The organism is Fluviicola sp., assembly GCF_029266855.1.
GTDB lineage: Bacteria > Bacteroidota > Bacteroidia > Flavobacteriales_D > Crocinitomicaceae > Fluviicola.
Genome location: NZ_JAQSWB010000007.1, coordinates 276,458 through 290,389, shown reverse-complemented (window position 1 = coordinate 290,389; position 13,932 = coordinate 276,458). Strand labels below are relative to the sequence as shown.

The window sequence follows — 13,932 nt, the reverse complement described above, 5'->3', positions numbered from 1 at the left end:
TTTAACGATTGTTACGACTCCGGTAGCCGGAATTACATCTTTGGATGCAATTACTTTACAAGCTACAGGAACAGGTACTTACCAATGGATTAATTGTTCGGGGCAAGTAATTGCAGGTGAAACGAATGCCAGCTTTACGGCAACTTCCAATGGTTCTTATGCTGTGATCGTTACAAACGGTTCATGTAGTGATACATCAAACTGTGTGGTTATCGATCAGGTTGGATTAGACGAAAACAAGACTTCATTTGAGGTTACGTTGACTCCGAATCCGACACAGGACTATGTGACGGTTACCTTTACAGGTACGAACGAAGCTTCCATTGTTATCTATGATGCAAAAGGAAAAATCGTGATGACTGTTGACCATGCTCAAACCGGAGAAGTGCTTTCAGTTGAAGCCTTTGAAAGAGGAGTTTACCTGGTGAACATCCTAACAACTTCAGGTAATCATACCCAACGATTGGTGAAACAATAGTTGAACATTAATAAATAGAAAAGCGGCGGTTCCATATGGAATCGCCGCTTTTATTTTATACACTTTGATGAATTGCGGGGAATCAATCTATTAACAAGGACACGAGCCCGAGTCTCGCGTCAGTAAAGGGGGATCAGGATCCAAAACTTAGCACTTTCCGGGATTGATAACCGCAACAGGTTGGCTGTCGTTTTTTTTCGGACATCCTGAAGGTTGTGTAATGATTTTGGCTATTCTATAACGTTTTCTCCCGTCGGGTAATTGGGCTTGTGTCCGCTGGTATCGATACCTCAATTAAGAATCAAATTTTCACTCCGAAGAGTAAACCCTCCATTCGAATTGAGTCAGGTATTTTATAATTAGCAGAGACACGAGTCTGAGCCTCGCGTTAGTAAAGGTGAAGCAATTTTTAGTAACGGATTACCATCCGATTTTATCAAAAGCAATGCTTTCTCTTATTTATAAATCAAATACTTCTGACGTGTGGTCATAAAGGATTGGATTCCCGGTTTCCAGGTTTCTTTGATCTCTTTTGCGCTCAATCCTGCTTTTAGCTGTGAGCGCAATTGTGTTGTTCCTGCCAGTCGGTCGAAGAAGTTGCGCTGGTTGATGAAATCAATGCTGTCGGCTAATTGATCGCGGGCATTGATGAGCCAGTTCAGGTTGATTTCATACATGCGTTTGTTCTGACCGGATCTTAGGTCGTAACCATAGCAGGTACGGTTTTGCCACAGCGGATCTTTCGCCCCGGTTGTAGGCATCGGAACAAAAGTGAAGCCGGAATTTCGGAAATCCGGGTGACCGTACATTTCAAAAGGGCGCTCGGTTCCTCTTCCGATACTTACGGTTGTGGCTTCAAAAAAGCACAAGCTTGGATAGAGGTTGATTGCCAGGTCCGTCCGAAGGTTGGGGGAAGGAGGGATGGGGATCTCAAATTTTGTTTTGTGGGTGTAATTGCGGCATGGAACAATATACATCTGACAGGTTACATTGTTGTGCAGCCAAAATTCCCCGTTGACCATCAATGCGTATTCGCCGATAGTCATTCCATAAACGATCGGAACGGGGTGCATCCCGATAAACGATGTTTGATCCTTATCCAGGATCGGGCCGTCTACGTAATGTGCATTCGGATTCGGGCGATCAAGTACAATGAGCGGTTTATTGTTTTCGGCACATGCTTCCATCACGTAATGCAGTGTGGAAATATAGGTATAGAAACGCACTCCCACATCCTGGATGTCGAATAGGACAATATCTACGTCCCACAACTGATCGGCACGGGGTTTCTTATTGCTTCCGTAAAGTGAGACGATCGGTAAACCGGTGACAGGATCTTTGTGACTCCATACTTTTTCTCCTGCATCTGCCGTTCCCCTGAAACCGTGTTCCGGGGCAAAAACTTTCTGGATCTGGATCCCAAGTGACAATAAAGTATCCACCAAATGATCGTCGCCAAGAGTAGAAGACTGGTTGGCCACAATAGCTACCCTTTTACCTCTTAAGGAATCCAGGTACAGATCCATGCGGGCATTTCCCAGCTGTAAACGAGGCAGTTTTTCCACCCCGTAGGCATCGTAGCGGATCTCATCATCAATGGGTTGAATGACAGGATATTCTCTTGTTTTTTCCGAGTTCGGGTTAGCGGCTACAGTCCCGGAAGTGTTTTTATTCGGGGCACATGAAGCCAGGAAAAGCAAAATAATACTTTTCAACGCCAAAAGCTTTATGTACTTTCGTATTCGCATGAGTAATAATTGGAATTATATCTATTTCATCGCTAAAAAACTCCAACGTAAGCAAAATGTTACGGATGACTCATTGCAAGGCAATAAAAAAGCAGCAAAACCAATTACGAGAATTGCTATTTTGAGTATTTCGCTTGCAATGGTTGTAAACATCGTTACAATTGCAGTGGTTGAAGGGTTCCAACAAGAAGTGAGCCGTAAAGTTATAGGTTTTGGTTCACATATCTCCATTCAGAAGTCGGGAGAAATTTCTTTAATGGAATCTGCCCCCCTGATGAAGAGCAAAAAGTTTGAGGCAGCGCTTAGTGGAATCGAAGGTGTAACGCATGTTCAATCAGTTGCTTACAAGCCTGCATTGCTTCAATCTCGCGGAAATACAGAGCAAAAGGAGATCCTCGGAGTTGTTTTAAAAGGTGTTGATAAAAATTATGACTGGTCTTTTTTCAAAACATACCTGAAAGAAGGCCATCTTCCCGCATTCAAAGACCCGGCATCTACCGAAGTACTTATTTCCAGGCGCATTGCGAACGATCTGCACTACCAGTTGGGAGATACGATCAACGCTTATTTCGTAAAACAGAAACCTATTCAGCGGCAGTTTCAAATTACAGGTATTTACGAAACCGGGCTGGAAGATTTTGACAAGGAACTGGTTTTTTGCTACCTGCCACAGGTTCAGCAATTGAACGACTGGGGAATCAGCGCTGAGATTATAGTAGAAGATTCCCTTTATCACGACAACCTGATCATTCGCGCCCAGGTTACCGGGGGCAACGGAAATTACCGTTATGACTGGGGAGAAGGATTTGAGAATACTCCCGTATTTGCCATGTACCCGCAAAAAGATACCGTGATCCGCTTAATTGCAGCCGACTACTGGACCTTTATGGACGAACCGGTGGGGAACCCGGACAGCAGGGAAGGCGAAACCGCAATTCCCGATACAGCTTACCTGCAGATCAGGTTGAAAGGAGACAAACTGGCTTTGAATCCTTTTGAAAAAGATGCGGAAGGAAACCTAAAAAAGAAATTCTTAAGTGCGGATGGTCTTCATTATGAACTGAAGGCCGGTTCCAAGACCGTAGACCTGGAGTTTTTCCCCGGCAATGGTTCCTACAGGGAATACATCGGGTCTTACGAACTCACAGTTGCCGACTTTTCAGATATCGAAAACCAAAAGAAGAAAATAGAACGAGCCGTGGAATTTAATCCCGATTTCAGGCAGCAGGTCAAAGTAAACAGCATTAAAGACAACCAGCACGACCTGTTTGTCTGGTTAAGTTTCCTGGATGTAAACCTGGCCATCGTGCTTATCCTGATGCTGATCATCGGGATCGTCAACATGGGTTCGGCCCTCCTTGTTTTAATATTGGTACGGACAAATTTCATAGGAATCCTGAAAGCCATGGGTGCCAGTAACTTATTTATACGAAAAGTATTTATGGTGCACACCGGGCAACTTATTCTGAAAGGAATGTTTTGGGGGAACCTGATCGGGATCGGGCTTTGCTGGCTTCAGTACCAGTTCCATATTATCCCGCTTGATCCAAAAGTTTACTATCTGAATACTGTTCCGATCGAATTCAGTATCTGGAAAATCGTCTTGCTGAACGGCATTACCCTGAGCGTCTGTTTAGTTGCGTTATTTGTTCCATCATTGCTGATCAGCCGGATAAATCCTGCCAAATCGATTCGCTTCAAATAAGCAGTTTAATCGATAATTCACCCACTTCGGGATAATTTAGCATTTAAAGCAGTGATAAATGGTTATTTTTGAGAGACTATAAACATATGAGGAATTCTATCATACTTGCTTTTTTGATCTTCACCGGTTTCTACGGATTCGGTCAGAGAAATGTACGCGACAGCGCGATCGCTACACCTTGGATTGCACTTCATTACGGGTTAAATGCTCCGGGAGGTGATCTGAAAGAACGCTTCGGGGCGATTAATCACGTAGGCGCGATGGCCGGATACAAAACTTCCCGGAACTGGGTTTACGGTTTGGACGGGAACTTCATGTTCGGAAACAAAATCAGGACTCCCAACCTGTTTGCCAGTATCACGGATTCCCACGGGTATATCAACGATGTTAACGGAGATGTGGCCATAGTAGTTGTAAACATGCGTGGTTTCAACGCCAACGTAATGGTCGGGAAAGTAATCCCGGTACTGAGCCCTAATAAGAATTCCGGGCTCTATGTCCACGCAGGACTCGGTTATATGCAGTATAAAATACGCGTCGAGACCCAGGACCAGGTAGTTCCGACACTGGAACTAAAATACCGCAAAGGTTATGACCGCTATACTACGGGATTAAATTTCCACCAGTTTGCAGGATATGCCTTCATGGCCAACCAGGGATTTGTAAACTTTTATGCCGGGTTTTATATCCAGGAAGGATTAACTTACAATCGAAGAGATGTGTTTTTTGACCAGCCGGATGTTCCGGTTTCCAAAGCACAAAGATTAGATTTACAATACGGATTTAAAGTAGGTTGGTTTGTTCCTGTCTATAAGCGTAAACCGAAAGACTATTATTTTGAGTAAATGAGATTATTCTACGGATTTGGGATCCGGGCTTTCTATGCAGTCATGTGGATTGCTTCCCTGTTTCATCCCAAAGCAAAAAAATGGATCCTTGGCAGACGGGTTCCGCTGAATACATTCAAAATTCCCGGCAATAGAACTGTTGTCTGGTTCCACTGTGCTTCACTGGGTGAGTTTGATCAGGGTTTGCCCGTTATGAACGCATACAAGGAAGCCTTTCCCGACTCATTCCTGATCGTTACTTTTTTCAGTCCTTCGGGAATGGAGTTTTACAATAAACGCGACCACCAGGTAGACCTGGCATTGTACCTTCCGCTCGATACCAAGATCAATGCCCGGAAGTTTGTAGCTCATTTCAATCCTCAAAAAGTCTTTTTTGTCAAATACGAATTTTGGTACAACCATTTGAAGTGTGCCAGGAGGAAGGGTGCGGAAATTTACGGAGTGAGCAGCTTGTTCAGACCAGGCCACCGCTTCTTTAAATGGTACGGAGGTTTTTTCCGGAAAGCGCTACGTTTATTTGACCATTTTTATGCACAAGACCAGCGTTCAAAAGACCTGTTAAACAGTATCGGAATCCAACAAGTTACAGTTACCGGAGATACCCGTTATGACCGAATGCTCGCAGTGAAATCAAAGAGCCAGCCAAACGAAATCATTCGCACCTTCATAGAAGAAAAACCTGTTTTGATCCTGGGGAGTTCCTGGACCATTGACGAAGAAATACTGATTCCGGCATTATTTGAATTACGCCAACAGTTCAGGATAATCATTGCTCCGCATGACATTTCAGAGAAGCACATCGAACAAATCTCTGCCGAATTCGATCATGAAGTAGAGCGCTACACTGATTTCCGGAACCTGGGGAAAGACATTTTGATACTCGATACAATAGGTCAGCTGACCAATGCCTATCAATATGCTGATCTGGCATACATCGGAGGTGGGTTTACAGGGAAATTACATAACATTTTGGAGCCCGGCGCTTTTGGTATTCCCATCTTTTTTGGTCCGAAGCACAGCCGTTTTCCCGAAGCGCAGTTGTTCCTGGATCACGAGGTGGCCTTCACAATCGAAGACAGTTTCAGTTTTGAGAAAGCAGTGGAAGAAGCCATGGGAAAAAGAGCCCAGATCAATGAAAGACTTGCTGAGATTTTCGCCAGAAATCAGGGAGCAGCGAAGAAGATCATTGCTTCATTGAGTTAGTCAAATGAGATCACGCTTTTTATTTAACCGCAAAGGACGCGGAGGCGCAAAGTTTTAATAATTCTTCTTTGCGTTCTTTGCTCCTTCGCTGTAGCTTCGGCGTAAGCGTTCACTCTTAGCGGTGAAAAGAGAAAAGTCTGATCTTAGAAATTCGGGCTGAGGTCGTGTGTTTTGTAGAAATCATCCACATACTTCACGGCTTCATCGGCAGTATCCACGATCGTTAAGAAGCGCATATCTTCCGCTGCGATATTGTGTTCCTTTTCAAGCATTACCTTTTGAACCCATTCCACCAATCCTGTCCAATATTCCCTTCCGACCAGTACAACCGGTCTTTTTGTGATCTTCTTGGTTTGGATCAATGTGATCGCTTCAAATAACTCATCCATTGTCCCGAAACCACCCGGCAATACTACAAATCCCTGAGAATATTTCACGAAAATCACCTTGCGGACAAAGAAATAATCAAAATTCAAATGACTTTCCCGGTCGACATACTTGTTGTGGAATTGCTCGAATGGCAGGTCAATATTCAATCCAACTGATTTTCCACCACCCTGATGTGCACCTTTATTTCCGGCTTCCATGATTCCGGGTCCCCCGCCGGTAATGATTCCGTAACCGGATCTGGCAAGTTTCTCAGCTATTTCCACGCTTAACTGGTAGTATTTGTTTTCTTCCTTGGTCCGGGCAGATCCGAAAATGGAAATACACGGGCCAATTCGCGCCATTCGTTCATAACCTTCTACAAATTCAGACATTATTTTGAAAATTGCCCAGCTGTCGTTTGTTTTTATCTCGTTCCAGTCCTTGCGTATTGCGTTCATTTGAATGGTTTAAGTAGCTAAAAATGCTATTTCGGTAAAAATAAAGTTCCTGAACCAGAATAATGTAGTATTGCGTCATTAATTATGAACCTGGCATAGTTTATAAGCAATTCGGTTACGAATTCCACAAAAAAACGAAAGGAATAATTTTTAATTATATTATTAGTTAAAACATTGATTAGCAATCGTTTAAATTATCACTAGTTTCGATCGATTCACCTATTTAATCGACGATTCATTAAATTTTGATGTTAAATATTTGGAAGTTGTTAAATTTTTTTATAACGTTGTTCTGACCTTTTATTACGACCGCATATCACTCCCAAATTTTTCATTTGTATTTTGGTAGCTAGAGTAAAATAAGGCTTAAAAACTATTTAATTATGACCATTATTTACTCGAATCGAGCCAGGATAGCTATGTCCTTACTTTTAAGCTCCCTTTTCATCGCAAGTTCCTTCGGACAATGTCCCGGATCAAACACCGGGTATGTCAATGCTCAGGTAAGTATAAACAATGCTGCAGGTGGAACAGATCCATGGAACAACCCCGGAAACGCTTTAACTGATAACAACAGTTACGCCACCATGGCTAATGCGGCCTTACTTATCGGTGGAACGGTCAGAAGCTCCAATTTTTTGGTTCTCAGGAATTTAAACCTGAATATCCCGATGAATGCCCAGGTTTGTGGTGTACAGGTAGAAATCAGGAAATTAAGTTCCGACAATACCGGATCAAACTGGACACGAGATCTGGACATCCGCCTGTTGAAGAACAACCAGATTACGGGAACCAATCACGCCAATACGGGAGTGAACTGGCCCACCACCGAAACTGCTTTCACTTACGGTACAAATGCAGATTTGTGGGGAACAAGCTTAAATGGGATGGATGTAAGCAGCAATGGTTTCGGAGTGGCAATCGCCATAGAATCACGTGCAGCAGGTTTACTTCTTCCGACAGTGATCTCCTACATTGATGCGGTGCGGATACGGGTTTATTACTATATCCCGTCAAGCGATTCTGATAATGATGGAATCCAGGATATTTCCGATATAGACTGGGATGGAGACGGAGTAGCGAATAATGCCGAGTTGCTGCCATGTACGGCAACTGCTACTTTACCCTTAACAGCACAATCTGATCCAACCTTGTATTACCCTACAATTTCAGGTGTGTCTGCCAATGTGATGATACGAAGCACTGCAGGAGCAGGAATAGCTAATTTCAATATTTCGGAAAACTATTCGGCAATTACAGGTTTGGAGATATATACGGAACAAGATGTGGCGACGGCTGCAGATCAATCAATCCAGGTACTGAGATTCAGTCAACCCGTAAGTGATTTATCTTTTAAACTGCAGGATATAGACGTTGCTGCAGGGCAATTCCAGGATAGAATTACAGTAAATGCCTATTCATTCGGTCAATTATACCAGCTTACTGCTGCGGACTATACGATTGGAACAGGGAACTTCAATATGTACAATGGAAACAACCAATTTCTCGGTTTGGTTGCAATGGATAATACGGAGCTAAACGGAACAATCGCAATAAACCTTCCTGTTTTGGTGGATTCCGTTCAATTCATATACGACAATATGGATCCTGCAGTAGGAAACCAGGGTTACGGAATCGGAGAGATCATGTTCTGTTCGCCTCTTGCTTCTTCCCAGGATTTCGACAATGACGGAAAACCAGATTGGAAAGACCAGGATTCGGATAATGACGGGATCCTTGACTTACATGAATATCAGACTTCCGCAGGATTTATTCCCCCAAGCGGATCAGATTCCGATGGCGACGGATTAGATAATGCATACGACGTGAGTACCGGAGGAACTTTAATTGTAGCAGTCAATACAGATGGAAACGATAACCCTGATTACATCGACCTGGATTCCGATAATGATGGATTCTCCGACCAGCTGGAAGGCAATGACGCCAATCACAACTGTGTTGCCGACTTCAACTTATTAAATATCGATACCGATAATGACGGTTTGGATAATGCATACGATCCTGATAACGGTGGCACAACTGCCCCACGACAGGATTCGGATAACGATGGACTTCCCGACTGGAGGGAAAATAGCGTTCCTACAATTGCTGCGGCAGGAAATGATCAAAGCGGTTGTGGAACAAGTTATATCATGGCAGCGAATGTCCCGGTTTCGGGTCAGGGCTATTGGTCAGTTGTTTCCGGTGCAGGTTCATTTACTAATATTCATGCTGCGAATGCAAGTGTATCTGCATTGAACACAGGGACAAACACTTACAGCTGGACAATTTACACAGACGGATGTCATTCCTCCTCAGACCAGGTTTCAATCAATCAGAGCACTCCAATCTCCACACCGGCCGCGATGAGCAATGGTCCATTGTGTGAAGGAGCAACACTGAATTTGACAACACCAACGGTTTTGGGAGCAAGTTATTCCTGGACAGGCCCGAACAGTTTCACCAGTTCTCTGCAAAACCCTTCTATCCCTAATATTACGGTAGCGGACGCCGGAACATATAATGTCACGATCTCGCTTTCAGGATGCAGTTCGTCAGCAGGTAGTACTTCGGTTATTGTCAATCCGGCTCCGGCAGCACCGTCGGTTTCAAGCAATTCCCCGGTTTGTCAGGGTTCAGCTATTAATTTAAGCGCCCCAATGGTTTTAGGAGCAAGTTATCAATGGTCAGGACCAGGAAGTTTCAGTTCGACTGCACAAAACCCGATCATTGCATCGGCTGCTTTAAGCGATGCAGGAACCTATTCATTGCAAATTACAGTTAGCGGCTGTACATCTGTGGCTGCAAGCACAACGAATGTGATTGTGAATCCCACGCCAACAGCGGCGACCGCTTCAGGCAATTCGCCGGTTTGTCAGAATACAAGCATTAATTTAACTGCAACAACCGTTTCAGGAGCAAGTTACTCCTGGACGGGACCAAATGGATTTACAAGTACGGATCAAAATCCGATTATACCAAATGCACAAGCTGCTGATGCCGGTTCTTATTCTGTTACCACAATCGTAAACGGATGCAGTTCATCTGCAAATTCAACTTCGGTTGTTATTAATCCAAGCACAACAATTGCTTTAGGAACCGTTTCAAATCCCACTACCTGTGCTTCCACAGACGGAAGTATCCAGGTTACAGGTTCGGCAAGCGGAAACATACTATGGACAGGAACCTCTTCGGGAAGTCAAATGGGAGTAACGCTTCCGGTGACTATTCCGAATCTGGGTTCAGGATCGTATACCATTACGCTGGTACTGGCGTCAGGATGTTCATCAAATTCCCTGGCGCAGACACTTAGCGGACCAAGTGCACCGGCTGTTCCAACAGTTACACCCGGTGGACCAACTACTTTTTGTTCCGGAGGTTCTGTAACACTTACTTCGTCACCGGCAACAACTTATTTGTGGTCGACAGGAGAAACTACTTCTTCGATCACGGTTTCTTCCGGCGGTTCCTATACAGTAACAGTTGGAAACGGATCAGGTTGTGTGGCAACTTCTTCTGCTACGGCCGTGACCGTGAATGCTACACCAAGTGTGCCGATCATAGCAGCAGGCGGACCTACCACATTCTGTACAGGTGGCTCAGTGACTTTAACTTCTTCATCAGCAACAGGAAATACCTGGTCAACTACTGCCGTAACACAGGCAATAACCGTTTCCACGTCGGGAACTTATACCGTAAGTGTATCCAACGGAAGCTGTACTTCAACGAGCGCGGGAACAATAGTTACTGTCAATCCGCCGCCGGCGACACCAACAATTAACCCAGGTGGCCCAACTACTTTCTGCAGCGGAGGTTCTGTGACTTTAACATCATCAGCTCCTGCGGGAAATACCTGGTCAACGAGTGAAACTACAAATGCAATTACTGTTACGTCAGGTGGTTCATACACTGTGAGTGTCGGTTCCGGCAGTTGTACTGCAACAAGTGCACCGATAATGATAACTGTCAACCCATTACCGATAGCAACAATAACTCCGGGCGGACCAACATCATTTTGTATGGGCGGTTCTGTGAATTTAACAGCATCTGCTGGTGGAGCTTACTTATGGTCAACAGGTGAAACAACACAAACAATCACCGTATCCACTTCCGGATCATACACAGTTACTGTAACAACAAGCGGGTGCAGTGCTACAAGTGCAGCTACATTAGTAACGGTAAACACCAGCCCTGCTCCTCCAATAGTTACCCCGGGCGGACCAACCACCTTTTGTTCGGGCGGATCGGTTACTTTAACATCCTCAACAGGAGGTTCTTATTTGTGGTCGAATGGCGCTACAACACAAGCAATAACAGTTTCCAGTGCGGGATCTTATAACGTAACAATTACGAGCGGAGGTTGCTCAGCTACAAGTACTTCAACCACAGTAACAGTTAATCCAAGCCCAGCAACACCAACAATAACTGCAGGCGGACCAACGAATTTCTGTGCGGGAGATTCAGTACAGTTAACATCATCAACCGCAACGAGTTACTTATGGTCAAATGCTGCCATTACCCAATCCATTTGGGTTCAGACAACAGGTTCTTTTACCGTTACGGTTTCAAACGGAAGCTGTTCTTCACAAGCATCCGCACCGGTTTCGGTTACTTTAGTTGATTGTAATGTGGATACAGACGGAGACGGATTAACAGATTTTGAAGAAGTTACGGATACCGGTACGGATCCGAATAACCCGGACACAGACGGTGATGGTTATGATGACGGCGACGAAGTGAATTTCGGCTCCGATCCGCTGAACCCATGTGATCCGAATCCTTCCAATCCGGTGTGTGACCAGGACGGAGACGGCCTAACGAATGCAGAAGAAGGAACTGCCGGCACGAATCCGACCAACCCGGACACAGATGGAGACGGTGTTTTGGATGGAGAAGAAGTTGATGGAGAGGATGACCCTTCTACGACCTATGTTGTAACGGGAACATCAGATCCTTTAGATCCATGTGATCCGATCAATACGAGTCCGGCTTGTGACAGCGACGACGATGGATTATCGAATGGTGATGAAGCAACAAACGGAACAGATCCGAACAATCCGGATACAGATGGCGACGGATTCAACGATGGATATGAAGTCGATTCAGGTACCGATCCATTGGATCCGTGCGATCCAAATATGATGAGTATTGCCTGCGATATGGACGGAGACGGATTAACAAACGGTGATGAAGCAACAAACGGAACCAATCCGAATAACCCCGATACAGACGGAGACGGTGTTTTAGACGGAGAAGAGGTTCATGGAGTTGATGACCCATCCACACCATACGTTCCAACCGGAACATCAAACCCGCTTGATCCATGTGATCCGCTGTCAACAAGTGCAGCTTGCGACAGTGACGGCGATGGGGTTTCAAACGATGACGAAGCAACGAACGGAACCAACCCGAATAATCCCGACACAGATGGAGACGGCGTGTCAGACGGGGAAGAAGTTCACGGAGTTGACAATCCATCCACGCCGTACGTTCCAACAGGGACATCGGATCCGCTTGATCCATGCGATCCACTGCCTACCAGTGTGGCTTGTGACGGTGACGGAGATGGAGTTTCAGACGATGACGAAGCAACAAACGGAACCAACCCGAATGATCCCGATACAGATGGAGACGGTGTTTCAGACGGAGAAGAAGTTCACGGAGTTGATAATCCTTCCACACCATACGTTCCAACAGGGACATCGGATCCGCTTGATCCGTGCGATCCGCTTCCGAATGCTCCGGCCTGTAATACATCAGGAGACAATGACGGAGCAGATGTAAAGGTTCCGGAAGGATTCTCCCCAAATGGTGATAATTCGAATGAAACACTAATCATTCCGAACCTGGACAACTACCCGGATCACGTATTCAAAGTGTTCAATCGCTGGGGAGTGGAAGTTTACCAAGCCAGTCCTTACAACAATGACTGGGACGGAACAATGCAAGGTAAAATGGCAGTTGGAAAAGATGTACTGCCTGAAGGTACTTACTTCTACATCCTGGAATTAGACGGAGATAATGTGGTTAAAGGTTATATCTACTTAACAAGGTAAGAGAAGAGAAAGCGAAGCTTTCGATTTAATTAATCAGCTCACAAGCTGATGATTGGTCAAATGCAAGTTAAAGTAAGCTCACAAGCTGATTCATTGAGAAAACAAAAGCAAATTCTCATAAAAAAAGAGAACAAATGGAAAAAAGATTCATAATTACCGCATTGATTGTTTTAGGATTAAATCAATTACATGCACAGCAGGAAGCAGCGTACACCCATTATATGTACAATACACTGGTGATAAATCCTGCTTATGCCGGAAGCCGTGACGCACTTACCTTTACTGCATTGGGAAGATTTCAATGGGTTGGGTTTAAAGGCGCTCCGACTACTCAAACCTTTACAGCCCATACACCGATAGCCAAAAAGAATATCGGACTTGGACTGAGCTTTACGAACGACAAAATCGGACCAACAAACAATACTTCGGTGGATGTTGATTTTGCTTACCGTTTGAAAGTTTCTGAAAAAGCACGTTTATGTTTCGGGATCAACGGTGGATTTAACAGCTTTTCAGCAGATGTGAATTCCCTTACCCTGGCAGATCCGAACGATGCCTCCTTTATGGAAAACAGAAGAGGGAAAATGCTTCCAAGCCTAGGAGCCGGGATCTATTTCCAGATGACCAACTTCTACCTGGGCGCATCCGTTCCTTCAATCCTAGAGAACAATTTATTTGCGACCGGGAGCAATGGTACCACGGATGTTTCGAAGGAAAGACGCCATTACTATATTATTGCAGGTGCCGTCCTTAATATCTCACCCTCTGTGAAATTCAAACCCACAGTATTGGGGAAAATTGTACAGAATGCTCCTTTTCAAATTGACGTCACGGGAACATTTATGCTGAGAGAATTGATTGACCTCGGGATTATGTACCGGACAGGAGATGGAGTAGGTGCTTTGGCAGGAGTTCACATTTCCAAACAACTGCTTTTCGGTTATTCGTTCGATTGGTCAACAGGAGTTCGAACCGGCAAGTATAACGGAGGAAGTCACGAGATCATGCTGCGTTATGACCTGCTCTTCAACAATGATGGAAAAATTAAGTCACCCAGATACTTCTAA

8 protein-coding genes are annotated in these 13,932 nt (G+C 44.7%); 6 read left to right on the top strand and 2 right to left on the bottom strand.

Annotation, left to right across the window (positions count from 1 at the left end):
* Nucleotides 1-478, top strand: a 478-nt coding sequence (locus K0S23_RS15025; protein WP_300359055.1) for a T9SS type A sorting domain-containing protein, incomplete at its 5' end; no start/stop codon positions are given.
* A 455-nt stretch (nucleotides 479-933) separates the two neighbouring features.
* On the opposite strand, the gene K0S23_RS15020 is transcribed toward K0S23_RS15025, so the two are convergent.
* Nucleotides 934-2,226, bottom strand: a complete 1,293-nt coding sequence (locus tag K0S23_RS15020; protein WP_300359053.1) for a DUF1343 domain-containing protein — start codon at nucleotides 2,224-2,226, stop codon at nucleotides 934-936.
* On the opposite strand from K0S23_RS15020, the gene K0S23_RS15015 reads away from it, so the two are divergent.
* The 3 genes from K0S23_RS15015 to K0S23_RS15005 all read left to right on the top strand — a co-directional run bounded on the left by K0S23_RS15015 (nucleotide 2,225) and on the right by K0S23_RS15005 (nucleotide 5,982).
* A complete protein-coding gene (locus tag K0S23_RS15015) occupies nucleotides 2,225-3,931 on the top strand; it encodes an FtsX-like permease family protein (RefSeq protein ID WP_300359050.1) in 1,707 nt (568 codons plus the stop codon). The genes K0S23_RS15020 and K0S23_RS15015 overlap by 2 nt on opposite strands.
* Nucleotides 3,932-4,017: 86 nt before the next feature.
* Nucleotides 4,018-4,776: a hypothetical protein gene (locus K0S23_RS15010; protein ID WP_300359048.1), complete on the top strand. Its 759-nt coding sequence runs from the start codon at nucleotides 4,018-4,020 to the stop codon at nucleotides 4,774-4,776.
* The gene (locus tag K0S23_RS15005; protein WP_300359046.1) at nucleotides 4,777-5,982 is read left to right on the top strand and encodes a glycosyltransferase N-terminal domain-containing protein; all 1,206 of its coding nucleotides are present in this window, start codon (nucleotides 4,777-4,779) and stop codon (nucleotides 5,980-5,982) included.
* A gap of 143 nt (nucleotides 5,983-6,125) precedes the next feature.
* On the opposite strand, the gene K0S23_RS15000 is transcribed toward K0S23_RS15005, so the two are convergent.
* Nucleotides 6,126-6,809 (bottom strand): TIGR00730 family Rossman fold protein, encoded by a 684-nt coding sequence (locus K0S23_RS15000; protein ID WP_300359043.1) that lies wholly within the window; start codon nucleotides 6,807-6,809, stop codon nucleotides 6,126-6,128.
* Nucleotides 6,810-7,192: 383 nt separating this feature from the next.
* Between K0S23_RS15000 and K0S23_RS14995 the strand changes: the two genes are divergently transcribed.
* Nucleotides 7,193-12,865, top strand: coding sequence for a gliding motility-associated C-terminal domain-containing protein (locus K0S23_RS14995; protein WP_300359040.1), 5,673 nt, complete (start codon nucleotides 7,193-7,195; stop codon nucleotides 12,863-12,865).
* Between the two features lie 134 nt (nucleotides 12,866-12,999).
* Nucleotides 13,000-13,932, top strand: a complete 933-nt coding sequence (locus K0S23_RS14990) for a type IX secretion system membrane protein PorP/SprF (protein ID WP_300359037.1) — start codon at nucleotides 13,000-13,002, stop codon at nucleotides 13,930-13,932.